The 23,434-nt window shown below is 59.1% G+C and carries 23 protein-coding genes and 1 tRNA gene; 17 read left to right on the top strand and 7 right to left on the bottom strand.

The annotated features are described in order from the left end of the window. Positions 1-394 precede the first annotated feature (394 nt). The 4 genes from KO492_RS13820 to KO492_RS13805 all read left to right on the top strand — a co-directional run bounded on the left by KO492_RS13820 (position 395) and on the right by KO492_RS13805 (position 5,879). Positions 395-1,495 (top strand): efflux RND transporter periplasmic adaptor subunit, encoded by a 1,101-nt coding sequence (locus KO492_RS13820; protein WP_252735528.1) that lies wholly within the window; start codon positions 395-397, stop codon positions 1,493-1,495. After that, on the top strand, positions 1,495-2,700 hold the full coding sequence (locus tag KO492_RS13815; protein ID WP_216045488.1) for an ABC transporter permease: 1,206 nt from the start codon (positions 1,495-1,497) through the stop codon (positions 2,698-2,700). The genes KO492_RS13820 and KO492_RS13815 overlap by 1 nt, the downstream gene beginning before the upstream one ends. Continuing rightward, the gene (locus KO492_RS13810) at positions 2,697-3,374 is read left to right on the top strand and encodes an ABC transporter ATP-binding protein (RefSeq protein WP_216045487.1); all 678 of its coding nucleotides are present in this window, start codon (positions 2,697-2,699) and stop codon (positions 3,372-3,374) included. Before KO492_RS13815 ends, KO492_RS13810 begins: the two co-directional genes overlap by 4 nt. 258 nt (positions 3,375-3,632) lie before the next feature. Next, entirely contained in the window at positions 3,633-5,879 is a 2,247-nt protein-coding gene (locus KO492_RS13805; protein WP_216045486.1) for a choice-of-anchor F family protein, read from the top strand. Between the two features lie 596 nt (positions 5,880-6,475). Here the strand turns inward: KO492_RS13805 and KO492_RS13800 are convergent. Next, positions 6,476-6,565 (bottom strand) — tRNA-Ser (locus KO492_RS13800). Between the two features lie 198 nt (positions 6,566-6,763). Between KO492_RS13800 and KO492_RS13795 the strand changes: the two genes are divergently transcribed. From KO492_RS13795 to KO492_RS13765, 7 genes are all read left to right on the top strand, one after another. Then, entirely contained in the window at positions 6,764-7,672 is a 909-nt protein-coding gene (locus tag KO492_RS13795) for a DUF2059 domain-containing protein (protein WP_216045485.1), read from the top strand. A gap of 237 nt (positions 7,673-7,909) precedes the next feature. Next, on the top strand, positions 7,910-8,542 hold the full coding sequence (locus tag KO492_RS13790) for a 50S ribosomal protein L21 (RefSeq protein WP_216045484.1): 633 nt from the start codon (positions 7,910-7,912) through the stop codon (positions 8,540-8,542). A gap of 21 nt (positions 8,543-8,563) precedes the next feature. Continuing rightward, positions 8,564-8,833, top strand: a complete 270-nt coding sequence (gene rpmA / locus KO492_RS13785; RefSeq protein ID WP_216045483.1) for a 50S ribosomal protein L27 — start codon at positions 8,564-8,566, stop codon at positions 8,831-8,833. Positions 8,834-9,100: 267 nt separating this feature from the next. Next, positions 9,101-9,670, top strand: coding sequence for a GNAT family N-acetyltransferase (locus KO492_RS13780; RefSeq protein ID WP_216045482.1), 570 nt, complete (start codon positions 9,101-9,103; stop codon positions 9,668-9,670). A gap of 253 nt (positions 9,671-9,923) precedes the next feature. Further along, entirely contained in the window at positions 9,924-10,973 is a 1,050-nt protein-coding gene (gene obgE / locus KO492_RS13775; RefSeq protein WP_216045481.1) for a GTPase ObgE, read from the top strand. Next, positions 10,961-12,085: a glutamate 5-kinase gene (gene proB, locus KO492_RS13770; RefSeq protein WP_216045480.1), complete on the top strand. Its 1,125-nt coding sequence runs from the start codon at positions 10,961-10,963 to the stop codon at positions 12,083-12,085. The genes obgE and proB overlap by 13 nt, the downstream gene beginning before the upstream one ends. Then, complete coding sequence (locus KO492_RS13765) at positions 12,082-13,341, top strand: glutamate-5-semialdehyde dehydrogenase (RefSeq protein WP_252735527.1); 1,260 nt, start codon at positions 12,082-12,084, stop codon at positions 13,339-13,341. Before proB ends, KO492_RS13765 begins: the two co-directional genes overlap by 4 nt. Positions 13,342-13,418: 77 nt before the next feature. Here KO492_RS13765 and KO492_RS13760 read toward each other — a convergent pair whose 3' ends face one another. Continuing rightward, entirely contained in the window at positions 13,419-14,018 is a 600-nt protein-coding gene (locus KO492_RS13760; protein WP_216045479.1) for a histidine phosphotransferase family protein, read from the bottom strand. 51 nt (positions 14,019-14,069) lie between these two features. Here KO492_RS13760 and KO492_RS13755 point away from each other — a divergent pair, with 51 nt between their 5' ends. The 3 genes from KO492_RS13755 (at position 14,070) to KO492_RS13745 (ending at position 16,045) form a co-directional block, all read left to right on the top strand. Next, entirely contained in the window at positions 14,070-14,249 is a 180-nt protein-coding gene (locus KO492_RS13755) for a DUF3553 domain-containing protein (RefSeq protein ID WP_216045478.1), read from the top strand. 165 nt (positions 14,250-14,414) lie between these two features. Continuing rightward, the gene (locus tag KO492_RS13750; protein ID WP_216045477.1) at positions 14,415-15,203 is read left to right on the top strand and encodes a GNAT family N-acetyltransferase; all 789 of its coding nucleotides are present in this window, start codon (positions 14,415-14,417) and stop codon (positions 15,201-15,203) included. Next, positions 15,200-16,045, top strand: coding sequence for a lysophospholipid acyltransferase family protein (locus KO492_RS13745; RefSeq protein WP_354668243.1), 846 nt, complete (start codon positions 15,200-15,202; stop codon positions 16,043-16,045). Before KO492_RS13750 ends, KO492_RS13745 begins: the two co-directional genes overlap by 4 nt. A 37-nt stretch (positions 16,046-16,082) precedes the next feature. Here the strand turns inward: KO492_RS13745 and KO492_RS13740 are convergent, their stop codons facing one another. Further along, on the bottom strand, positions 16,083-16,709 hold the full coding sequence (locus KO492_RS13740) for a thiamine phosphate synthase (protein WP_216045476.1): 627 nt from the start codon (positions 16,707-16,709) through the stop codon (positions 16,083-16,085). 229 nt (positions 16,710-16,938) lie between these two features. Between KO492_RS13740 and KO492_RS13735 the strand changes: the two genes are divergently transcribed. Then, a complete protein-coding gene (locus KO492_RS13735; RefSeq protein WP_216045475.1) occupies positions 16,939-17,703 on the top strand; it encodes an RNA methyltransferase in 765 nt (254 codons plus the stop codon). 75 nt (positions 17,704-17,778) lie between these two features. On the opposite strand, the gene KO492_RS13730 is transcribed toward KO492_RS13735, so the two are convergent. Next, on the bottom strand, positions 17,779-18,138 hold the full coding sequence (locus KO492_RS13730; protein ID WP_216045474.1) for an SH3 domain-containing protein: 360 nt from the start codon (positions 18,136-18,138) through the stop codon (positions 17,779-17,781). A gap of 198 nt (positions 18,139-18,336) precedes the next feature. On the opposite strand from KO492_RS13730, the gene ctaA reads away from it, so the two are divergent. Continuing rightward, a complete protein-coding gene (ctaA, locus tag KO492_RS13725) occupies positions 18,337-19,482 on the top strand; it encodes a heme A synthase (protein WP_216045473.1) in 1,146 nt (381 codons plus the stop codon). Further along, positions 19,482-20,963, top strand: coding sequence for a carboxypeptidase M32 (locus KO492_RS13720; protein ID WP_216045472.1), 1,482 nt, complete (start codon positions 19,482-19,484; stop codon positions 20,961-20,963). The genes ctaA and KO492_RS13720 overlap by 1 nt, the downstream gene beginning before the upstream one ends. A gap of 72 nt (positions 20,964-21,035) precedes the next feature. On the opposite strand, the gene KO492_RS13715 is transcribed toward KO492_RS13720, so the two are convergent. Genes KO492_RS13715 through KO492_RS13705 form a run of 3 tightly spaced genes read right to left on the bottom strand, consistent with a single transcriptional unit; the run spans position 21,036 to position 23,160 of the window. Next, positions 21,036-22,214, bottom strand: a complete 1,179-nt coding sequence (locus tag KO492_RS13715; protein ID WP_216045471.1) for an HD domain-containing protein — start codon at positions 22,212-22,214, stop codon at positions 21,036-21,038. Between the two features lie 4 nt (positions 22,215-22,218). After that, a complete protein-coding gene (locus tag KO492_RS13710) occupies positions 22,219-22,488 on the bottom strand; it encodes a hypothetical protein (RefSeq protein ID WP_066607676.1) in 270 nt (89 codons plus the stop codon). An 18-nt stretch (positions 22,489-22,506) separates the two neighbouring features. Then, positions 22,507-23,160 carry an alpha/beta hydrolase gene (locus KO492_RS13705; protein WP_216045470.1) on the bottom strand — a complete coding sequence of 218 codons (654 nt, stop codon included), beginning with the start codon at positions 23,158-23,160 and terminating at the stop codon, positions 22,507-22,509. Between the last annotated feature and the right edge of the window lie 274 nt (positions 23,161-23,434).

Genomic DNA, 23,434 nt, shown 5'->3' with positions numbered 1-23,434 from the left:
GAGAGTGTCTCTGTGTGGTGGCGTTGGATTTTGGTCGCGTTGGGGGACTGGCGTGAAGTACTGCCGAATGCTGGCCCCCAGTCGAAAGGCGCGTCGGCTCAGAGATACGCTAAGGCCGGAACCGGTTTCCAAAGAACGCGATCCATATTCAAGGAATGATTTGCCATTGGTTTGACCGGCCCATCCGCGTCCCTGCGTCTGTGACACAGGTCAATGCGGATATGGTATGAACGGATATGTTACCGAAAGGAGAGATGAGAGCCAGATGATGCCGCCAGTTTGGAGGGTTTCGCAAAAGCATCAAGCTACAGTATTTACGGAAGGAACAATCTTGGTCCCACCCAAGTCTGAAGAAGAGACCCAAGACGCCCAACGTCCAGCGGAGCAAAACGGGATGGCAACGAAGCCTCCCGTTCCGGCGTTGCGGCCAGCTGCTCCTGAGCCTGCCGGCAAGCCGCGCATCTGGCTGTGGGGGGCTCTCGTCCTTTTGGGGCTGGGACTTTTGGGTGGCCTGTCCTCGCGCCTTTGGTTGGGTGGCGCGGTTCCGGTTGTGGTCGAGATTGCCAAGACCTCTCCGGTCACGCGTGTGCTGGCGGTAAATGGCCGGATCGCCGCTGTGCATTCCGTGGATGTCAGCGCCGTGGTGTCCGGCACGGTGGTGTCCCTTCCCGTTGCCGAGGGAGAACAGGTCGAAGCCAACCAGATCCTTGCCCAAGTCGATGCGGCGGAACAGAATGCAATTGTCCGGCAGGCGATGGCAGCACTGGATGCGGCGCTTGTGGCACAGCAAAAGGCGACCGAGGACTATGACCGCTCCCTGTCGCTTGGCAGCAATGTCTCAAAAACCGCTTTGGAGGCCGATGCCTTTGCCAAGCAATCGGCCACACAGGAGGTGCTGCGTCTGTCGGCTTTTCTGGATCAGGCGCGGATCGCGCTCGATAACTATACCATTCGGGCCCCCGTCGCAGGCACGGTTCTGGAACTTGAGGTCGAAACGGGGCAAGCGATCAGCCCCTCGACCAGCTTGCTGACACTTGCGGATCTGAACGATCTGGTGGTCGAGGCGGATGTGGATGAATCTTACGCGACACAAATCAAAGTAGGCCAAAGGGCTGTCCTGCAACTGGCGGGACAGACTGAAACACATGAAGGCCATGTCAGCTTTGTGTCGAACCGCGTGGATGAGGCCACGGGCGGGCTGGCCGTCAAGCTTCGTTTCGACACTCCGGTTGCGGCTCCTGTCGGGCTGACGGTGACAACGAATATTATCGTTGAAGACCGAGACGCGGCTCTGACGGTTCCACGCACGGCGCTGGTGGACGGAAATGAGGTTTTCGTGGTTGTGGACGGTTTGGCGGAATTGCGACCTGTCACCGTCGTGGATTGGCCCGCCGCCCGTCTCATCGCAACAAACGGCCTTACCGAGGGCGATGTGGTGATTGTCGATGCGGCTGGCATCACGGACGGGCAAGAGGTTGAGGCGGAGACCCCCTGATGCTCTATGGTTTGAAGATCGCGACACGATATCTGACCGCCAACAAGGGCCAAACGGCGCTCTTGGTGACAGGGGTCGCTGTCGGTGTGTTTATTTTCATCTTCATGTCCGCCCTGATTGGCGGGCTGGCCGAATTCATCTTGGCGCGCACCGTGGGCGATCTCTCGCATATTACCATCGAGGCGGAAACCGAAGATCCTGCGCTATTGGTCGCGTCAGAAGGTCATGTGCTGGCCGTGATGGAACGGGGGCGCACACGCGATGCAACGCTGGCCGAAGCCGCCACATGGCTCCCCTTGATCGAAAGTGTCGCGGGGGTCAAAGCCGTCTCGCCAGAGATCACCGGCGCGGGATTTTTGACCCGTGGCGCGCAGGTGGCACAGGTCAGCGTGGTCGGCGTCGAGCCGGGACGTGAATCCGCGATCCTTGATCTGGCCAGCTATATGGTCGAGGGAGAGGAGCGTGTCGGCTCGGGGGTGATCGTTTTGGGTCGCGATCTGGCGGACGATCTGGCTTTATCCAAGGGGCAGACCTTGCGGCTGGAAAGCTCGAGGGGGATCACGGCCAACCTGACTTTGGGCGGCATTTTCGAAACCGGTAATGGCAGCATGGATAGCGCACGCGCCTTTGTCAGCCTGTCAACGGCGCGGACACTGTTCTCCATGCCGCAGGGGGTGACGCAGATCGAAATCAAGCTTGACGATTTGAACGCCGCCGACGCGACAGCCCTTCGCATCCAGTCCCTGACGGGTTTGAATGCGGTTCCTTGGACCGATGATGCCGAGCAGTTGATGGAGGCGCTGAATGCACAGGCGCAGACCGGCTATTTCCTGAAAGCCTTTGCGCTCATCACAATCGTGATCGGCGTTGCCTCTGCTCTTTTGCTCTCAACCTATCGACGCCGCCCTGAAATCGGAATCATGCGGGCGATGGGGGCCGGACGTGGCTTTGTGGTTTTTGTCTTTGTCACGCAAGGCGCGTTGATTGGTCTGCTGGGCGGGATCATGGGGGCAGGTCTTGGCTATCTCGCGCTTCTGCCCTTTCCCACGCGCGAAGAGTTTCGTCCGGGCACACTGCCGTTGGACATTACCCAAGGCTCCTATGGGTTGGCCATCACCCTGACCGTGATCGGGGCGATCCTTGCCTCCATCCTGCCCGCACGCTCGGCAGCCCGCGTTGATCCAGTTACGGCGATCGGCCAATGACGACACTTCTCGAAGTTTGCGATCTTTTCAAAACATATGGCGCGGGTGACACCGCGACACGGGTGCTGCGCGGGTTGTCCTTGCATCTTGATCAGGGCGAGTTGGCGGCACTTCTTGGCCCGTCGGGGTCGGGCAAAAGCACGCTGCTTACGATCCTCGGCACATTAATGAAGCCGACATCCGGCAGCTATACGATGCTGGGACAGGATATGATTGCGGCGAATGATGCCGAACTCACGGAGTTTCGTAACGCTCATATCGGCTTCGTCTTTCAGTTTCACAACCTTCTGCCGGATTTCACCGCGCTCGAAAATGTCGTCTTCCCCTCTGCCGTGCGGGCGGGGCGCGAGACGCCTGCCGCCCGCGCGCGTGGACGTGACCTTTTGAAACGCATGGGGTTGGCTGACCGGATCGACTATCCCACCGCCAACCTGTCCGGCGGGCAGAAACAGCGCGTTGCGGTGGCGCGTGCCCTTATGAACAGTCCAGAACTGGTTCTGGCGGATGAACCCACGGGGAACCTTGATCGGGCCTCGGCCACGCAGGTGATGGAATTACTCTCCGAGATCAATCGCGAGGAGGGAACGACTTTCCTGATCTCGACCCATGATGAAAAGATCGCCGCCGCGTGCCAGCGTCAGATTGTCGTCGTGGACGGGATCGTGACGGGATAAGCCGGTTTTGAGCCGTTCAGGCCCTCCTATGCGGTCGCGATTTCGCGTGAGCTTGAATGGACATAAAACGATCAGTCTGTCGCCTGAGCTGTGCAAAAAGTCGATGTAACGCGCGCGCAACAATATTTCACAATATGCAGAATATGATTTGGATCATGTTTCTCCTGAGTCGATGAATATTAATATTCGAATATGTAATCAACCTGATTGCATTGACGCCTGCGCCCCACATTGGGTGCATTTCTCGGGGAGGGAAATATGTCTTTAAGAACTCTTAAACTTCAAACCTGCGCACCGATTGCGATTTTCGCGTTGGTGGCAACACCGGCGTTTTCCGGTGTCTTCGACGACATTCCTGTGCTGGATGTCACAGGAGACGGCTATGTTTTTGCCGATCCTGCGGAAGGTATTCTTGATCCGGGCATCCAGTCATTCACAGGCGATGAATCTGGGAAGGAATACGGAAACACTTCTAACCCGAACGGCATCCTCAACTGCCTAATGGCCAACAATCCCGCTCTAGAGGGCTGCGATGCGGAGCGCGGCTCCGGCAAGCGGATCAAGACCCGCCTCACAGGCGCGGATGGCATGGACATCAGCCTGAGCACGCAAAGCACCGGAGATGTCACCGAGTATTACGTCTACGGCAAAACCTCGAACCTCACGGGCGCGCGGATGGTTGGCTTTACCCTCGAACTCGGCACGGGGACGGGTGGGGATTTTACCGCCTTTGATGCCGCCGACCCAGCTTATCAGGCCTTGTTCGATACCGAATTTACCGGCGGGAATTTCAACCTGCCTGACGGGTTGTTTGGCAATGGCGGGAACGAAGGGGACACCGGCTTTTTTGATGGCGGCGATAAAGCCGTGATGAACACCGAGGAATTGTCCGAGGCGCTCATCACACTTGGCGAGATGACTGGCAACGCCAAATATGATGAATTGTTCGGGAATGGTTTCCTTGATGACAGTCAGGTGCCTGACGGGTTCTTCTTCGACATGTCGAGCTTTGACGAAGAAGCCGGCGAGGATGATGAACCCGCGTTGATCGCGTGGTATAATCTCAGCGAGAATGAAGGCACTGGCGCTTGGGTTTACGGAACGCTGGGTGTCGACGGGGCCGAACTCGACGAGAAACTGCAAAACCTTGCGGATACGCTTGACGTTGATCTCGCGGACTTGGGCTATGTTGCAGGCGACGTCGTGCCCGACGAGATAGTGGCGCGCATGGAAGGCAATGACCTTCTGAGTGTCGATATCATAGAAGACCTGCGGAACATGAACCTGAATTTCATGATCGAGCTTGGCGATGTGGACGGCGACCAAGTCACCCTGCGCCTCGTGCCGGTATTCTCAGACATTGTTGCGGAAGCCGCCACCGAGTATCAGTTCAAAGTCGCAGGCATGCTGGATGGGGCCGCCGAAGTTCCCTATCTCGATATCGGAAATGCGGGAACCTATGAGATCGCAGTTGATGAGATTCTCGACATTGAGGATGATGCAGAGCGGCAGACGGCCTTGGAAAGCATCGGCTTCAGCTTTTTGGGGAGCTACGGCTCGTTGTCATACGAACTCGGTCGCGCAATGACAGCGGCCCTGCCAGACGGTGGGATTTCGCGGGGCACATCCGGTGCAACCCTGTCCACGAAAGGCCTGCCCAACGGCTGGTCGATCGGGGACGATGTCACGGGGTTTGTCTCCGTGCAGGGCGGAACCGCCAGCTATGACCGCACCGTCAACGGCACAGGCTATGACATTGACAGCTATGCCTTTGCCGCAGGCGCGGAATGGCGTCTTGATCCGACATTGGGTTTTGGTGTCATGATCGGCGCAGGCACCGGCTCGGCGGATGCAGATGACGATTTGGGCTCCGTTGATGCGGATGCGCTGTCCATCGCTGTTTTCGGACGGAAAGCCTTCGGGAATGGCGGCAGTATCAGCGCCATGCTCGGATATCAGGACCTGTCCTTTGAAAGCACGCGCAATGTGATGGGCGAGACTGCAAAAGGTGACACCGACGGTTCTCAGGTGTTCGCAGCCCTCAATGCGCAATACATGGTTCAAAACGGAGCATTCACCTTTGGGCCGCGTGCATCGCTTGAGTATTACAAGCAAAAGGCGGACGGTTTCGATGAAACCGGTGCCGGTGCATGGAATCTCTCCATTGGCGATCAGGACGGCGAAGTCACCATTGCATCAATCGGGATTGAGGGCGCATATGCCATGCCTCAAACCACACGCGACACGGTGCTGACCGGAGCCTTGTCACTGACGAATGCCTCTGGGGATGATCAACTGATCGAGACAGGTTTTGTCGGCCTTCCAACGACATCTGTTCCTGTGGACGGGTTTGACGATCAATGGGTGGATCTTGAACTGGGCTTCTCCACAACACTCGGTGCAAGCCCGACATCGCAGACCACCCTGCACGGCGGTTATCACGGTGCGTTCGGGGAAGATTATGAAAGCCACGCACTACAGGTTGCTGTAAGTTTCGCATTCTGAGACTGCCGAGAGGTTGAAAAGCAAAACAGCGTCTGAATTCAGGCGCTGTTTTTAATTCCAATGCTGCAGGTTTATGAAAGCACGTGGCCCAATCGCTCATTCTCCAAATGTAAAAGCAAGGTTGTCACGACACGACAAGTCAAATGGATGTTTTGAACACGGCTTGAAACCTATCAAATAAATTTTGCAATTGAGCGACTTAAGGAAGGTTGGTTAATTTATCGGGTGCAAAAATATATTGGTCATGGATCACTCGCGACGACTGAACGCTATTATTTACGTTTTTTGACGCAGGAAGAATCTGAACGGGTTCGCGCGGATGGGAACAACGGGTTTTAGTCGGCCTGTCACACAAAATATTGAACAGGTATGGACCTCGCTAATTGCGGGGTCTTTTTCTGTGTGCGTTTTGCACGAGGCGCATTGGGCTGACCGATGCTTTCTGGGCGCATAGTCGGACAAAGGTGGCATGGTTGGCGCAACAGGCAAGGGTAAAAGGCGTCATAGTATGACACCTATCAGCTTGAACCTGAAAAAATGTCTTTGTGATGTGAGCCGAGCCCGGAGTCTAAATTTAAATATTATCAGGAAGTTAGTGGCGGAGAGACAGGGATTCGAACCCTGGGTAGGCTTGCACCCACAACGGTTTTCGAGACCGCCCCGTTCGACCACTCCGGCACCTCTCCGCGGGGGTCTGGTGGCGGGTGATTTATCCTTGCGGGAAGGACTGCGCAACCCCTTTCGTGACATTCTTTTGTGCAGAAGGGGCGGGGGGCTCCGCGAAAACCCGCTGGATGCGGCGAAAACGCTATCGTGTCTTGTCCCTGTCTTAACTCTTTGTTTAGCTGCTTGAGGCATAGTTCGAACGGAAAAGGAAATGGATCATGGTCATAGCTCTTCGACACCGCTTGGTTTCTCGCGGCTTTGGCGTAGGCCGCTTCTCCGGTGGGCTGTGGCTCATGGGGCAGGCTGTGCTGCTTACTGCGGTGATGTGTCTGTTTGCTCCGATGGCGCGGGCGGCTGCTGATGAGGAGCAGTTCGAGCAATTGATGCAGGCGATGCTGTTTGGCGAGGTTGTGGATGTTCTGTGCGAGGAAGGGCAGGGCATGGCCGAGGATTTCGTCGCGGCGGGTTATGGTGTGCCAAAGCCTGTGTGGGAAGATATGTTGGGTCGCCTCTATGACCCCGATGTGATGTCGCGCGCGTTCCATGATGCGATGGCGGACTCTTTGGAGGGTGCTGATCTGGCGCCGATGATTGCGTTCTATCATTCCGATTTGGGCAAACGTATTGCGCGGCTGGAACTGGACACGCGCAAGACCCTCTCGGGAGAGGCGGCGCAATTGGCGGCGGGCGAGGCGTGGGCGGAATTGGAACCGGGCTCGAAACGTGCGGAATTGATCGAGGACTATGTTCAGACCAATGAATTGGTGGAGATGAATGTCGTCGGCGCCATGAACAGTGACATCGCTTATTATCAGGGGCTGTGGAGCGCGGGCTTTGAAAGTGATCAGGGCGTGAGCGACAGCGAGATATTGAATGAAATCTGGGCCTCCGAGCCGGAGGTGCGGGCCGATGTGTCGGAATGGGTCTACGGATTTTCCACTATGGCCTATGACAGCCTGACGGATGAGGAATTCGCGGAATATATCGCATTTTCACGCACGGAGGCGGGGCAAAGGCTCAATCATGCGCTTTTTGCCTCTTTCGATGCCGTGTATGAGCAACTGTCGCGCGGATTGGGGGCTGGCACGGCCCGTTTGATGCAAAGCTTTGAGGGTGAGCAGCTCTGAAAGCGGATCAGGAGCATTCCAGCCTTGACTTTATACGGATGATTCACGATACACACGCCACCTGGCGGACCATTGGTGCGACCGGGTGATGTGTTTTTGTCCGGATGCTTTTGCGGCGCGAGGCTGAAATCTCATCATAAATGACAATCTCGTCCCCTAAGGGGCGCGCTGTTTGAGGCACCAAACGCCGATTGATATCGGGGCCACAGAACGCGGGTATATCGAAAGGAAGACTGCATGTTTGCGGTTTTGAAAACTGGCGGCAAGCAATACAAAGTGCAGAGCGGCGACGTTCTTCGCGTGGAAAAGCTTGCGGCTGATGCTGGCGAAAAAGTCCAGTTCAACGAGATTCTGATGGTCGGCTCCACCATCGGCGCTCCCCTCGTGGAAGGCGCCGGCGTGCAAGCCGAAGTCATCGACCAGATCAAGGGTGAGAAACTCATCCACTATGTGAAGCGTCGTCGTAAGCACTCTTCGCAGCGTAAAAAAGGCCACCGTCAGCAACTTACCCTGCTGAGAATCACCGACATCCTTGAAAAGGGTGCGGAGAAAACGGGTGTCAAAGCTGCTGTTGGTGCCGGTTCGGTTGCGTCCACTGCCGCTGCGGCTCCGAAAAAAGCTGCTGCGCCGAAGAAAGCCGCTGCCAAGGCCGAGGCTCCGGCCGCTGCTGCCGGTGCGGATGATCTGAAAAAACTGTCCGGCGTGGGTCCGGCTCTGGAGAAAAAACTGAACGCTGCCGGCGTGACGTCTTTCGCCCAGATCGCCGCATGGTCCGAGGCCGATATCGCAGAATTCGACGAGAAGCTGTCCTTCAAAGGCCGCATCGAGCGCGAAGGCTGGGTTGAACAGGCCAAAGAACTGGCCAAGTAAGCGACATAAGGAGAGAACACCATGGCACATAAAAAAGCAGGCGGCTCATCCCGTAACGGTCGCGACTCCGCTGGTCGCCGTCTCGGCGTCAAACTCTACGGTGGTCAGTCCGCTATCTCGGGCAACATCATCGTGCGTCAACGCGGCACCAAGTTCTGGCCGGGCGAAGGCGTTGGTCTTGGTAAAGACCACACGATCTTTGCTGTGACCGAAGGCACTGTGAGCTTCCGCAAGGGGCTCAAAAAGCGCACTTTTGTGGACGTGCTTCCGGTGGCGGAGGCCGCTGAGTAAGCCGACCTCACCAAGCTTGACAATTTGGGGATCGGCGCAAGCCGGTCCCTTTTCTTTTTTGATTTCGAACTTACATAGAAATCAGTAGGCCGTGAGAAATTTGAAGATTTCAGGCCAAACCAGCGTTCGCAGCGTGGTTTTGTTCAGTCAAGGTTAACGGGATTGTCGTATGGAAACGTTAGATGTGTTTCAGACGCCTGTGACCAACACTGGTCTACCGCTCCTCGGGGAGGAGGAGGGCGGCGAGCACTCTTTGGAGGAAGAGAGATGAAAATGGATATTGTGAAAGACAGGTCGGCACAGCCCGTCACAGAGGCGGCAGCACAGCAGGTGATCGAAACGGATCGCTTTGTCATGCGCGCACCGCGTCTCTCCGATGCCGGTTTGCTGAATATGTACGCCAGCGACAGCCGCGTGGCGCGCAATTCGCGCTCTCTGCCGCACCCGATGCCGCCCGGCGCGACGGAGGCCTTTGTGGCCCGCGCGATCAAGGCGGATGCGCCGGAAAAAGTGTGGATTCTCGACGGTTCGGATTACGGGTTGTCGGAGGTTCTGGGGGTGATCTCCCTGAAGCCGCTGGACCGCGACCAATGCGAAGTGGCCTTTTGGGTCGCGCCGAGTTTCTGGGGCACCGGACTGGCACGCACCGCGCTCAAGGCGATGGTGGCGGCCAATCCGCTCGGCTCCAAAACCATGTTTGCGGAGATTTTTCAGGACAATCAGGCCTCGGCCCGTGTCGTGACCGCTGCAGGGTTCGAATATATTGGCGATGCGGAAACCTACTGCGTGGCCCGTGGGGCGCAGGTCCCGACATGGACCTACCTGCGCAAACTGTAACACCGCCCTTCGGGGCATAAGCGGGGGCGCAAGACCGCCCCCGAGACAAACAAACAGGCATATGGTCTGGCCATGACCACATCACCGATCCTGTCTTTCTTCGCATCGTGCCGAAGGGAGCGGGGTTGGTGTTCTGTGTTCTGGCGCATCGTAAAGCGTGAAACGGCAATTGAGTTTCATACGGTGGCAAGATACATCTGCCTGAAAGCCCAAGGCGACATCCGGTCGCGCGCGGGCAGCAAAGGATAAGACGATGAAATTCCTCGATCTCGCCAAGGTCTACATCCGCTCCGGCTCCGGCGGCAACGGTTGCGTGTCCTTCCGGCGTGAGAAATATATCGAATATGGCGGTCCCAACGGGGGCGATGGCGGCCGTGGCGGCTCGGTGATTATCGAGGCGGTGGACGGTCTCAACACGCTGATCGATTTCCGTTACCAGCAGCACTTCTTCGCCCAGAATGGTCAGGGCGGTATGGGCAACAACCGCACCGGCAAGGACGGGCAGGACATTTTGCTGCGCGTTCCTGCGGGCACCGAGGTGCTGGACGAGGATGAGGAAACGGTGATCGCCGATCTGACCGAGGTGGGCAACAGATTCGTGCTGGCCAAGGGCGGCAACGGCGGTTGGGGCAACCTGCGGTTCAAGACCTCGACCAACCAGGCACCGGGCAAGGCCAATCCGGGCCAGCCGGGCGTGGAGCGCACGATCTGGCTCCGGCTCAAACTGATCGCGGATGCGGGGCTTTTGGGCCTGCCCAATGCGGGCAAGTCGACCTTCCTGTCCGTGACCTCGAACGCACGGCCCAAGATCGCGGATTACCCGTTCACCACGCTGCACCCGAACCTCGGCGTTGTCGGCATTGATAACGCGGAATTTGTGGTGGCCGACATTCCCGGCCTGATCGAAGGCGCTTCCGAGGGCCGCGGTCTGGGGGATCTGTTCCTCGGACATGTCGAGCGCTGCGCGGTTCTGTTGCATCTGGTGGATGGCACGTCAGAGGATGTGGTGGCGGATTACCGGACGATCATCACGGAGATCAGCAACTACTCGCATATTCTGGGCGACAAGCCACGGATCACGGTGCTCAACAAGATTGACAGCCTTCTCGAAGAAGAAGTCGAGGAGAAACTGGCCGCGCTGCAAGAGGCGTCCGGCGGGCGCGTTTACACCATGTCCGGCGTCTCGAAAGAGGGCGTGGACAATGTTCTGCGGGCGTTGAAAGCCGAAATTTCCATGGACCGTCTTCGGATGAAAAAGGCCGAAGAAGGGGAGGACGAGGACGATCAGCCTTGGCAACCCTGACAGTTTCCGCGACGGCGTCCCTGACGGGCGCGAAACGTATTGTGATCAAGATCGGTTCCGCGCTTTTGGTCTCGCATGGCGAGCTGCGTGCGCGCTGGCTTGACGGGCTGGCCGAAGATGTCGCCATGCTCAAAGAGCGCGGGGCGCAGGTGATTTTGGTCTCCTCCGGCTCCATCGCGCTCGGGCGCGGTATCCTTGGTCTGCCCTCGGGCGAATTGCCGCTGGAGCAGTCTCAGGCCTGTGCTTCCGTGGGGCAAATCCGCCTCGCGCGGGCCTATCAGGAAGCGTTGGAGCCGCATGGCATTGTCACCTCTCAGGTGCTTTTGACGCTGGAAGACAGTGCGGACCGCCGCCGCTATCTCAATTCGCGCGCCACGCTGGATGCCTTGTTGGGCTTGGGTGTTGTGCCCATCGTCAACGAGAATGACACGGTGGCGACCGACGAGATCCGCTATGGCGACAACGACCGGTTGGCGGCGAATATCGCGGTGACGGTGGGGGCGGATCGTTTGGTGCTTCTGTCCGATGTGGACGGGCTTTACACGGCGAATCCTTCCGTGGACCCAGAGGCCAAACACATTGCTCTCGTCGAAGAGATCACCCACGAGATCGAGGATATGGCGGGCGAGCCGGTCTCCGGCCTGTCCAAAGGCGGGATGAAGACCAAGGTGATGGCGGCCAAGACAGCCATTTCCGGCGGCTGCACCATGGCGATCACCGAGGGCGCGAAAGACCGGCCCTTGAGCGCACTTGAAGCGGGCGCACGCGCGACGTGGTTCCTTGCCGCAGAAGACCCTGCTCATGCCCGCAAACGCTGGATCGGCGCGATGAAGCCCAAGGGCGAAGTGCAGATTGACGCAGGTGCCGTGAGTGCTCTTGCGAAAGGAAAATCCCTGTTGCCCGTCGGCGTCGAGGAGGTTGTGGGCCATTTTGGCCGCGGCGAACCAGTGGTGGTCCTTGGCCCCGATGGCGCGCGCATCGGGCTGGGCCTGTCTCGCTACACCTCGGAGGAGGCCGAAGCGATCAAAGGCGCACATTCCGAAGATATACAGGCGATTCTCGGCTATTCCGGTCGAGCGGCCTTGATCCATAGAGACGATTTGGTGACATGACGGACGTAAAAGACATGATGAACGGGCTGGGCCAGCGGGCGAAAGCGGCGGCGCAGCAACTGGCCACCGCCACGGCGGAGGCAAAGACGACCGCTTTGCAGGCGGCGGCCAAGGCGATCTGGGAAAATCGCGAAGCGATCATCGCGGCCAACCGCAAAGATATGGAATTCGGTCGCGAAAAGGGCCTGACGGATGCGATGATGGACCGGCTGATGCTGGACGAGGCGCGGATTCAGGGCATGGTTGACGGGTTGACCGCCATTGCGGCGCAAAAAGACCCTGTGGGCGATGTGATTGCTGAATGGGACCGTCCGAACGGTCTGCACATCAAACGGGTGCGAACGCCTTTGGGCGTGATCGGCGTGATCTACGAGAGCCGTCCGAACGTCACGGCGGATGCGGGGGCATTGTGTCTCAAGGCCGGAAATGCTGTGATCCTGCGCGGCGGCTCAGAAAGTTTTCACAGTTCGGAGGCCATCCATGCCTGTCTGGTGACGGGGCTGAAAGCGGCTGGCCTGCCCGAAGATGCGATCCAGCGCGTGCCAACCCGCGACCGCGCGGCGGTGTCCGAAATGCTGACCATGACCGATTACATTGACGTGATCGTGCCCCGTGGTGGCAAGGGCTTGGTCGGTCTGGTGCAGCGTGAGGCCCGTGTGCCGGTCTTTGCCCATCTCGAAGGCATCGTGCATGTGTTCGTGGATGCCTCTGCCGATCCGGCGAAGGCGATGAATGTTGTGCTGAACGCCAAAACGCGTCGCACGGGGATTTGTGGCGCGGCGGAATGTCTGTTGCTCCATAAGGATATTGCGGACACGCTGGGCCGTGATCTGGTCTCTGCTCTGGTGGAGAAGGGGATCGAGGTGCGCGGTGATGCGGCGGTGCAGGCGCTTAACGCGCAGGTCACTCCGGCCACCGAAGAGGACTGGGGGCGTGAATATCTCGACAGTATCATCGCCGCCAAAGTGGTGGACGGGATCGACGGGGCGATTGCGCATATCCGGCATTATTCCTCTAGCCATACCGATTGCATCCTCTCCGAGACGCCTGAAAATGTGGAGAAATTCTTCTCCCACATCGACAGCGCGATTTTGATGCACAACTCATCGACCCAATTCGCGGATGGCGGCGAGTTCGGCATGGGGGCAGAGATTGGCATTGCCACAGGCAAGATGCACGCGCGCGGCCCTGTGGGGGCGGAGCAGCTTACAAGCTTCAAATATCTTGTGACCTCGGACGGGGCGACCCGCAGCTGACAGGCCGCACCGAGACAAGGCGCGGGCAAGCGGTTGCCCGCGTTTGTATCAAAGGGCCGCAGCGCCGTCTGTGGCGCTCAGGCCTTGAGGGTGATCGTCCCGCCAGAGGTGCTTTGCGTGATTGTGCGCCCGAGGCTGTCGGCCTGCAAAGGCGCCAGAAGGAATTGCACCTCGGAGGGTTTCATCCCCTCGGCCCCCGTGACCTCCCCAAGCCGTGCCCAGAGATCAGGGGCGGGGTCGATCCGCTCGGCGCTGGCAGTGATCTGCCATTGATTGTCGGTAAATCCCACCTTGATCCGGCCACCACGCGGTAGGGCGCTTTCAAGGCACATGAGCATCAGGCAGGCGAGTTTGACCTCCTCACGCGGCAGGTCGTCTTCCGGTTCCCAGGCATAGCTCAGACGCGCGGAGGTGAGCCCCTTGAGTATGCCGGTGATTTCCGACTTCGACATCATCTGCCCGCTTGAGGCCATGCCAAAGGCGATGCGAAAGAATTTTACCCGAGCATTGGCATTCTCCACACTTTCGGAGATAAGACTAAGTTCAGGGCCGGTTCCCGCACCCTGCATGGCCATGAGTTCCACGCCGTTGGCGATCGCGCCCACAGGGCTGATCAGGTCATGACAGATGCGAGAGCCGATCATGGCGGCGATGTCTCGGGTCAGGTCTTGGGTCATTCATGTCTCCAGTTACAGTCAATGGACAGGAAATCGAGGAATAGACGCAGGATGGATGATCTCAATGCAATGCTGGAACCGGGCCAGATGGTCCGCCACCCGAGTGAGGCCGACTGGGGCCTCGGGCAGGTGCAGTCGAACATCAATGGCAAGATCACGGTGATGTTCCAGCATGTGGGAAAGGTTGTGATCGACAGTCGGCGTCTTGCGCTCCTTCCTGTGTTTGAGTGAGCCGGCAAAGGCACGGTGGACGCGGGGGGATGTCTCCCATGGTGGATTGGTCACGCGCGTCAATCAACCGGAACGACCTTGCCGCCGGTCAGATCGCGGGCAGTGTGTTGCATTGACGTAAACAAAACCTTAAAACCCGCGCACCCGAGAACAAAAGAGATCACCATGAGCGCAGAGGCGCCGCAGTTCCAGTTGAAATTTGCCGAGACCCCGGCGGACCTGCGCGCAGCGCAGCGGCTGCGCTATCGGGTTTTTGTCGAGGAATTGGGCTCGGACGGGGCTTTGGTGGATCATGAGGCCGAGCTTGAGGCCGACCGGTTCGATCCGGATTACCAGCATCTCATGTTGATTGATCCGGCGCGCTCCGAAGATCCTCTGGAGCAGTGCATCGGCGTTTACCGGCTTTTGACCGGAGAGAAGGCCGCAGAACTGGGGCATTTCTACTCCGAAGGCGAATATGACCTGACGCCGCTCAAGACGTCAGGCAAGCGTTTGCTGGAGCTGGGCCGGTCCTGTGTGGCGCGAGAATATCGCGGCGGGCCTGCGCTGTTTCACATGTGGGCGGGGCTGGCGAAATATGTGATCGAAGAGGGCTATGACGTTTTGTTCGGCACGGCTTCGTTCTTTGGGGCCGATGTGTCGCGCCATGCCGAGGCATTGTCGCTTTTGCATCACCGCCATCTCGCGCCGGTCGAATTGCGCGCCCGTGCCCTGCCGGAGCATTTCCAGAGCATGAATCTGGTCGCGGAAGACCAGATCGACCGCAAACGCGCCATGTTGGCGATCCCGCCGCTGATCAAAGCCTATCTGCGGATGGGCGGCACGGTGGGCGAGGGGGCCTTTGTGGATACGGCCTTCAACACCGTGGATGTGTTGCTGATTCTCGACACGGATATGATTTCGGAGCGTCAGCGGGCGCTTTACGGCAAGGGTCTTGTGAGGAATGCCAAATGAGCGGTCCTCTTTGGGACAGCCGCATTCCCCCGCCTGATCCCGCACCGGTGCGCTGGGGCACATGGCGGATGATCCGTCGGGGCCTGCCGATTGTGCTGATGATCCTGATCTGCATGATTCTGATGCTCGCCACCCGTGTGGTCGAGCGCTTGTTTTACGGGCCGCGCCGACCGTGGACCTCTTTTTTCCCGCGCTTTGTGTCCCGCAATGCGCTGCGCCTTATGGGGATGGGGCTAACGGTCATAGGCAAGCCGATGCAGCACCACGGTGCGGTTGTGGCGAACCATTCGACATGGCTTGATATTTTCGTCCTCAATGCGGTGCAGCGTGTGTTCTTTGTCTCCAAGGCGGAGGTCGCAGGCTGGACCGGTATTGGCGCGATGGCCAAGGCGGCAGGGACCGTGTTCATCAATCGCGACCGCAAAGAGGCCGCCGAACAGAAACGCCTGTTCGAGGAGCGGCTGAAACTCGGCCACAAGCTGTTGTTCTTCCCCGAAGGCACCTCTTCGGACAGTCTGCGGGTCCTGCCGTTCAAACCGACGCTTTTTGCCGCCTTCTTCGCGCCGGAATTGCGCGACGAGGTCTGGATCCAGCCTGTCACCACCCGCTACATCGCGCCGGAGGGGCAGGATGTCCGGTTCTACGGCTGGTGGGGCGATATGGAGTTCGCGGGCTCTTTGGTGCAGGTGTTGAAAGCCAGCCCGCAAGGGCGGGTCGAGGTGATTTTCCACGATCCGATTGCGGTGAAAGATGTGAAAGATCGCAAGGAAATGGCAGCGCGCTGCGAGGCGGCTGTGCGTTCAGGGCTACCGGAAATTCCGGCGGCTTATGTGGATGTGTGAAGCGGATTTGCAAGGGCCGCCCCTGAGGGCGGCGCTATTATCCCATCGCGGCGATCAGATCGTCTAGGGCTTTGACCGGATCATCGCTGGACCAGATTTCCTCGCCTACGGCAAAGAAATCGGTGACGGGAGCCAAATCCTTCACGATCTCAACCGAGAGCGCGCCTTCGGCCACCACCGGCACTTCAATCATCAGCGACCACCACTCGAACAGATCACGCGGCGCTTTGGTGCCGTCGCCAAGCTCGGTGTCGCCCACGGGACCGAAGGCCACATAATCCGCGCCAGCCTCGCCCGCGGTCATGCCGTCATGTTTCGACGCGCCGCAATAGGCTCCGACAATGGCGTCATCTCCCAATAGTTTGCGCACCTTGCGGATCGAGCGCGCCCCGTCGGTGAGATGCACCCCGTCCAGCCCGTGCCGTTCCGCCAGCGCTACATGGTGTTCGATGACAATGGCCACATCGCGGGCATGGCAGACCTCGCGGCAGGCATCAGCCGCCTTGCCCAGAATATATTCGTCCTTGGAGGCCAGCGCGAGACGCACACAGGCCACCTCATGCGCGTCCAGCACCGAGGCCAGCGCGGTCGGGAAGGTCTCGACATCAAAGGCACTCGGGGTCAGCAGGTAAATTTGTGGCAGTTCTTGTTCCGGCTCGGACATCTCTTGTTCCCTCAAATCGGCTTTCGCCTCCTATAGCGTCTTTGGCGGGCGGGGCAAAGCCTTGCTCGCAGGAACAAATGCCGCTAAATCCTTTCGCAATTCACTTGCGGCACAAGTTGACTGTGGAAGGCCAGTTCCATCAATACGTTGTGTTGCATCTCCCGAATCCTGTGGCTCGGGTTGTTCGTGAAACGCTTTAATCGGCTGCAAGGCTGAAAGGAAACGCCCCATGTCCAATGCTCCGACCGATCCGCGCCCCACGGGGCCTACGCCTGCCATCATTCTGGTGCGCCCGCAGATGGGCGAGAATATCGGCGGTGCGGCGCGTGCGATGTGGAATTTCGGTCTCGACCGGATGCGGATCATCGCCCCGCGTGACGGCTGGCCCAATCAGAAAGCCGTGGCGATGGCGTCGGGGGCCGGACGGCTTCTGGACGAGGCGGGGCTGTTCGACACGGTGCGCGAGGCGGTGGCCGATTGTGATTTTGTCTTTGCCACGACTGCCCGTATGCGCGGGATCACCAAACCGGTGATGACGCCGGAGCGTGCGATGGAGCACGCGCGTGCCTTGGTGGGCGAGGGCAAGAAGGTCGGCGTGATGTTCGGGCCGGAGCGGGCAGGGCTTGAGAACGAAGATGTGGTGGAGGCCAATGCCATTGTCACCGTACCGGTGAACCCGCTTTTTGCTTCTTTGAACCTCGCGCAGGCGGTGTTGCTGATGTCCTATGAATGGGGGCGGCAGACCACGGACACGCCGCCGGAGGTGATGGAAATGGCCAAAACCGAGTGGGCCGGTCATGTCGAGGTCGAAAAACTTGGCGACCATTACGAAGATATGATGGATCAGGCGGGGTTCTTCTTTCCCGAGCACAAGGCCGAGAATATGAAACTCAACCTGCGCAACCTCTGGTCGCGTATGCCGTTGACGCGCGCCGATGTGCAGATGCTGCACGGGGTGATGCGTCAGATGAAACGCTGGAAAGAGCGCGGATAACCCGTGGCGCGTTCAGCCTGAACCACAGCTTTTCCTCCGCGCTCTCCCATGTGCCTACGCTCATGTGCCTGCCGCTTACGGGCGGTGCGGCTTGTCGCTATGTTGCGCCGGAGCAGACTTCTGCGCCTGAGGGGCCGAGTCGGTCAGGTAGTTGGCGAAGACCCACAACAGCTTGCCTGCGTCGGTTTTGACCTGTGCCCAGTCGCCCTGACGCTTCACCACGCTCAGTTTTGTTCCCGGTTGGAAAGCGGCGATCTTGCCGAATTTCGTGCCCGGACCGGAGCGGGCATTCAGGGTGACGCCGGGTTTGACATAGAAGGCGCTCTGCGTCTGTTGTTGGGCGGCGGGCTTGTTTTGCGCGAAACCGGCCACAGGGGCGGAGACAAGCAGGCCGCTCAGAGCCGCTGCGAACAGGGATTTCGGGATGAATTTCATAATGTGTCCTTTCTGCTCGGACAGGCTTGATCTGCCTGTCTTCAGGAGGTGATACGCAAGAGCCGGCGCTTTCTGTCTCAGGGGATGCAAAAAACTGCGTGAATAGAGGTGTCACGAGCGGATTTGCGCGGTGATCCGGCTTGCCCTTGCCGCTTTGCCTGCCTAGGTTTCAGCGCGATGGCAACGAAGGGGCGGCAGATGGCGCAAAAACGCAGCATTTTCGAAGAGGTGGGCACAAACGAGGTGTCCAAACCCGCACCCAAAGGCGGGCTGATCGAAAAGGGCAGAAAAGGCGCACGCAAAGGCATCCGTGCCTGGCTTGTGGTGATTTTCGCACTGGTCATGACCATGATCGCCGTGGGCGGGCTGACACGTTTGACGGACAGCGGTCTGTCGATCACCGAATGGAAACCCGTCACGGGCGCTGTGCCGCCGATGAACGAGGCCGCTTGGGTCGCGGAATTCGAGAAATACCAGCAGATCCCCGAATATGTCTTGCAGAATGAAGGCATGAGCCTTTCGGAATTCAAATCCATCTACTGGTGGGAATGGGGCCATCGCCAGTTGGGCCGCGTGATTGGTATGGTCTGGGCTTTGGGCTACGCAGGGTTTGCGCTGGCCAGAAAAGTGCCGACCGGTTGGCACAAGCGCCTGCTTTTTATCGGCGTGCTGGGCGGGCTTCAGGGCGCGATCGGCTGGTGGATGGTGTCATCGGGGCTTGTGGGAGAGCGGCTTGATGTGGCCTCCTATCGTCTGGCGACCCATCTGGGGCTGGCCTTTGTCATTCTGGGCTTTATCGCTTGGTATGTGTTCCTCTTGGGCCGTTCCGAGGCGGAGCTGCTGCAAGCGCGTCGCAACAAGGATGCGAAACTGTTCAGCATGTCCACGGGAATGCTGCATTTCGCCTTTCTGCAAATCCTGCTGGGTGCTTTGGTGGCGGGGATTGATGCCGGACGCGGCTATACCGACTGGCCGCTGATGGGCGGGCAGGTGTTGCCGCCAGATCCGTTCTACATCGACCCTCTGTGGCGCAACTTCTTTGAAAACCCCGCTTTGGTGCAATTTATCCACCGCGTTGCCGGTTATCTTCTGTTTGCGTTCGGTGTTGTGACATGGCTCAAGGGGCGCAAATCGGCCAACAAGGCCACGGCGGGTGCGTTTAACCTGATGGGGGCCTTGCTCTTTTTGCAAGTGGTTCTGGGCATTGTCACTGTGCTCCACGGTGCCCCTCTGGCACTGGGGCTTGCGCACCAGCTTGGGGCTGTTGCGCTCTTTGTCGCCATTTCCCGCGCCCGCTTCCTGAGCCAGTTTCCGAAAACCCAATCGGTCCGGGAGGGCCTGTGATGTCTGCATTTGATGATCTGATGATGTTCACCCGCGAGACCGAGGCGCTCGGCGCCATTATGGGGCGTCTCAACTGGGATCAGGAAACCATGATGCCGCGCGGTGCGGCCGAGCAGCGCGGGGAGGAATTTGCCGCGCTGGAATCAGTGCTACACGCCCGCAAGACCGACGCGAGGATCGGGGGCTGGCTGGAGCAGATTGATGCGGAGGCATTGGATGAGGTCTCCCGCGCGCAACTGCGCCATATCCGGCGCTCCTATGAGCGCAACACGAAAGTGCCCGCGCGCCTCGCGGCCGAACTGGCCAAGGTGACCTCTGTGGCTCAAGGCATCTGGGCAGAGGCCCGTGCCCGCGATGATTTCGCGCATTTCGCACCGACCTTCAAAGAGGTCGTCCGCCTGCGCCGCGAAGAAGCGGCGGCCTTGAAAGAGGGCACGGATTACGACCTCTGGGACGCGCTGCATCAGGATTACGAGCCCGGCTCCACAGGTGCACAGCTTGATGCCATGTTCGGTGCGCTACGCCCGCGACTTGTGGCGCTGCGGGACAAGATCATGGGAGCCGATCAGCCCAAGGGCCTCTCCGGTACCTATGACGAGGCCAAGCAAATGGTCCTGACCGAGGGGCTCGCCGCCGCCTTCGGCTATGATTTCGCCTATGGCCGGATCGACAAGGCGGTACACCCGTTCTCAAGCGGCTCGGGCCTTGATGTGCGGATCACCACCCGCACCAACCCTGAAGACCCGCTTAATTCGATCTACTCGACGATCCACGAGACGGGGCATGCGTGCTACGAGCAGAACATCTCCCGCGACTACCTGTTGACGCCTCTGGGCGAGGGCGTCTCCATGGGCGTGCATGAGAGCCAGTCGCGGATTTACGAGAACCAGCTTGGCCGCTCGCGCGCCTTCACCGAATATCTCTACGGGGAGATGCGCGAGACCTTCGGCGAGATCGGCGTGAACAGTGCCGAAGACTTCTACGCTGCGGTCAACCGCCTGACTCCGGGCTATATCCGCACCGAGAGCGACGAGGTGCAGTATAACCTGCATGTGCTGTTGCGCTTCGATCTGGAGCGCCAGATCATCGGCGGGTCTTTGGACATCGACGATCTGCCCGAAGCATGGGACAGCCGGTTCGAAGCGGATTTCGGCGTCAAGGTGGACAAGGTCTCCAACGGCTGCCTTCAGGATGTGCACTGGCCCGTGGGGCTTTTCGGTTATTTCCCGACCTATTCCTTGGGCAATGTCTATGCCGGATGCCTGCACAAGGCGCTGCGTGCCGAGGTTTCCGATCTGGATGCGCAACTGGCCAAGGGTGACACATCGGCCGCGACCAGTTGGCTCAAGGACAACCTGCAACAGTTCGGCGGGCTCAGAGAGCCGCGTGACACGATTGTGCATGCCTGTGGCTTTGAACCCTCAGAAGCGCCGCTTCTCGACTATCTCGAAGAAAAATTCGCGGGCATTTACGGATTTTGAGTATTTATGGCAGCAAAGGAGACGCCGCGACCACTGGCGGGAAACGCGGGGTTTCCTTGGCTGTTGAAACACTTAAAGAGCGCCGCGCATGGTGAACCACGGTTCGCATTTGGCGCGGATATAAGGCCAGAGGGCCGGACAGCCGCGTGCGATCTTGACGCCGATCCGGCTGTCGAGTTGGTGCAGTTTCACATCATAGGTGCGCCATGAACCGCCATCATCGGCGAGGTTGTGCAGCACAGGCTGGCAGCGGTCGATGGATTTGGCATAGATGGCGGTCGGGGTTTGGGCGGCTTCGAATTCGTCCCAGATTGCACGGAAGCTTCGCGCCTGAGCATCGGGCAAAAGTCCGAAAAGCCGGTCTGCCGCGCGTTGTTCGGCGTCTTCCTGCGCTTTCATGGCTTCGGGTGTGACGGCGCCGTGAATGGGCGTGTCGCCTGCGTCCACTTCGACAATGTCATGCAGCAGAAGCATTTTGATCGCCAGAGACAGATCGACATCGGCGCCAGCGTGGTCGGCCAGTGTCAGGGCGTAGAGCATGATGTGCCAGCTGTGTTCGCCGGTGTTTTCCTTGCGCGAGCCATCGGCGATCGGGGTGGCACGGTAGACCGATTTGAGCCGGTCCGCCTCGCACCAGAAGGCAAAGCGTCTGGCCAGATCGCCTTGCGGCATTTCGCCTGCGAAAGCGGCTTTGGTGAAGTCGAACAGGTCCGGCAGGATGTCTTTGGTCTTCACCGCGCGGCCACGGCGCAGGTTGCCAGCGACGATTTCACGTTCTTCCTCAAGCTGTACGGGCGCGCCGATGCTTTGCAGGGCGGGGGCGAGGTAGTCGACCGCTTTGGCAAAACGTGCGGTCTCTGTTTCCATCGCCTCGAATTCGTCCCATGTGGCGCGGAACCGTGTGGCGAGGTCTTCGGGCAGAAGGCCGTAGATGCGCTCTGCGGCTGCGGCTTCGCGCGCGGCAATGTCCTCGGTGTCGTAGAGGATATGGATCGGGTGGTCGCCCGCGTCCACTTCGACGATATCATGGAGCATGAGCATTTCGATGGCGCGGTCGAGATCGGTGCCTTCAGAGGCCAGAGGGGCCATCAGAAACGCCAGAAGACAGGCGTGCCAGCTATGTTCGGCGGAGTTTTCGAACCGCGAGCGATCCATGAGCTGATTGGCGCGCTCCACCGTCTTGAGCCGGTCCGCCTCCATCAGGAAGGCATATTGGGCGTCAAGGCGGGGGGAGGCGGTATCTTTTGGCATGGGCTCAGTATTCTATGTCATCTTCGGAGCCGGGTGGCGGGGCGGAGGCCGCCTGTCCGGCTTTGGCTTCGGCAATGCGTTTTCGCAGGTATTCTCTTGCGCGCGCCTCGGAAAGGCGCACGCGGGCGGCGGTGAGGAAGGCTTCCTGCGTGGTGACGGAAGAGGCCCCGATCACGCGGGCCACGTCCTGAATCAATTCCTCGCTGCCGACGATGTCCAGCGCTGCGATGGTTTCTTTCGCCAGATCGTCGGCGAGATCTTCCATGATCCCCATGAGGCGGCGCTCCCTGGTTTATCGTGTCGTTTCGGTCAGGCGACGGCGGACATACTGGTCGACCGAGCCGATCATCTCTTCCATATAAGGGTCTTCGAAGAAGTGTCCCGCACCTTCGATTTCCTGATGGGTGATGGTGATCCCCTTTTGCTCGTGCAGTTTGTTCACAAGCGTATGGGTGTCCTTCGGCGGCGCGACACGGTCGGCGGTGCCGTTGATGATCAGCCCCGAAGAGGGGCAGGGTGCAAGGAAGGAGAAGTCATACATATTGGCCGGCGGTGCGACCGAGATGAAGCCGGTGATCTCCGGACGGCGCATCAGCAGTTGCATGCCGATCCACGCGCCAAAGGAGAAGCCCGCAACCCAGCAATGTTTCGCATTCGGGTTCAGCGACTGGAGATAATCCAGCGCGGAGGCTGCATCCGACAATTCGCCGACGCCTTGGTCGTATTCGCCCTGAGAGCGGCCCACGCCACGGAAATTGAACCGCAGCACGGTGAAGCCCATGTTGTGGAAGGCATAGTGCAGGTTATAGACCACGCGGTTGTTCATCGTGCCGCCGAATTGCGGGTGAGGATGAAGAATAATGGCGATGGGGGCGTCTTTTTTCGGCTGCGGATGGTAGCGGCCTTCGAGCCGACCCTCGGGGCCGGGAAAAATCACTTCGGGCATAGTCGTCCCTGTCTCCTCATGTCGCAGCGACCCTGTAGGGCTATAGGTCGCGGCGGTCTTTGTCTGGCAGGCCCCTGTGAAAAGCGGTCTGCATTCATATGATCGCGGATGGCCTTTATAGTTGACGAATTCTCTCGCCTAATTTAGAAACGTTCTAAATTGACCGAACTCAAGGCCGACGCGTGTGGTATGGAGGTAAGGCTCCCGCGTGCGCACGTCAATGTTTTTGCGTTTGTTTTTCTGTGTTCCGGTGACGGAATCACGCAAAGCACTG

This window comes from Celeribacter halophilus (assembly GCF_018860305.1).
In the GTDB taxonomy this organism is placed as follows: Bacteria; Pseudomonadota; Alphaproteobacteria; order Rhodobacterales; family Rhodobacteraceae; genus Celeribacter; species Celeribacter halophilus_A.
Note: the sequence above shows the minus strand (reverse complement) of the source record. Positions and strands in the feature narration are given on the sequence as shown.

Excerpts from the sequence above, each read along its gene's own strand:
- KO492_RS13820 (WP_252735528.1), top strand. The coding sequence starts at position 395 with ATGGCAACGAAGCCTCCCGTTCCGGCGTTGCGGCCAGCTGCTCCTGAG.
- KO492_RS13815 (WP_216045488.1), top strand. The coding sequence starts at position 1,495 with ATGCTCTATGGTTTGAAGATCGCGACACGATATCTGACCGCCAACAAG.
- KO492_RS13810 (WP_216045487.1), top strand. The coding sequence starts at position 2,697 with ATGACGACACTTCTCGAAGTTTGCGATCTTTTCAAAACATATGGCGCG.
- KO492_RS13805 (WP_216045486.1), top strand. The coding sequence starts at position 3,633 with ATGTCTTTAAGAACTCTTAAACTTCAAACCTGCGCACCGATTGCGATT.
- KO492_RS13795 (WP_216045485.1), top strand. The coding sequence starts at position 6,764 with ATGGTCATAGCTCTTCGACACCGCTTGGTTTCTCGCGGCTTTGGCGTA.
- KO492_RS13790 (WP_216045484.1), top strand. The coding sequence starts at position 7,910 with ATGTTTGCGGTTTTGAAAACTGGCGGCAAGCAATACAAAGTGCAGAGC.
- rpmA (WP_216045483.1), top strand. The coding sequence starts at position 8,564 with ATGGCACATAAAAAAGCAGGCGGCTCATCCCGTAACGGTCGCGACTCC.
- KO492_RS13780 (WP_216045482.1), top strand. The coding sequence starts at position 9,101 with ATGAAAATGGATATTGTGAAAGACAGGTCGGCACAGCCCGTCACAGAG.
- obgE (WP_216045481.1), top strand. The coding sequence starts at position 9,924 with ATGAAATTCCTCGATCTCGCCAAGGTCTACATCCGCTCCGGCTCCGGC.
- KO492_RS13765 (WP_252735527.1), top strand. The coding sequence starts at position 12,082 with ATGACGGACGTAAAAGACATGATGAACGGGCTGGGCCAGCGGGCGAAA.
- KO492_RS13760 (WP_216045479.1), bottom strand. The coding sequence starts at position 14,018 with ATGACCCAAGACCTGACCCGAGACATCGCCGCCATGATCGGCTCTCGC.
- KO492_RS13755 (WP_216045478.1), top strand. The coding sequence starts at position 14,070 with ATGGATGATCTCAATGCAATGCTGGAACCGGGCCAGATGGTCCGCCAC.
- KO492_RS13750 (WP_216045477.1), top strand. The coding sequence starts at position 14,415 with ATGAGCGCAGAGGCGCCGCAGTTCCAGTTGAAATTTGCCGAGACCCCG.
- KO492_RS13745 (WP_354668243.1), top strand. The coding sequence starts at position 15,200 with ATGAGCGGTCCTCTTTGGGACAGCCGCATTCCCCCGCCTGATCCCGCA.
- KO492_RS13740 (WP_216045476.1), bottom strand. The coding sequence starts at position 16,709 with ATGTCCGAGCCGGAACAAGAACTGCCACAAATTTACCTGCTGACCCCG.
- KO492_RS13735 (WP_216045475.1), top strand. The coding sequence starts at position 16,939 with ATGTCCAATGCTCCGACCGATCCGCGCCCCACGGGGCCTACGCCTGCC.
- KO492_RS13730 (WP_216045474.1), bottom strand. The coding sequence starts at position 18,138 with ATGAAATTCATCCCGAAATCCCTGTTCGCAGCGGCTCTGAGCGGCCTG.
- ctaA (WP_216045473.1), top strand. The coding sequence starts at position 18,337 with ATGGCGCAAAAACGCAGCATTTTCGAAGAGGTGGGCACAAACGAGGTG.
- KO492_RS13720 (WP_216045472.1), top strand. The coding sequence starts at position 19,482 with ATGTCTGCATTTGATGATCTGATGATGTTCACCCGCGAGACCGAGGCG.
- KO492_RS13715 (WP_216045471.1), bottom strand. The coding sequence starts at position 22,214 with ATGCCAAAAGATACCGCCTCCCCCCGCCTTGACGCCCAATATGCCTTC.
- KO492_RS13710 (WP_066607676.1), bottom strand. The coding sequence starts at position 22,488 with ATGGGGATCATGGAAGATCTCGCCGACGATCTGGCGAAAGAAACCATC.
- KO492_RS13705 (WP_216045470.1), bottom strand. The coding sequence starts at position 23,160 with ATGCCCGAAGTGATTTTTCCCGGCCCCGAGGGTCGGCTCGAAGGCCGC.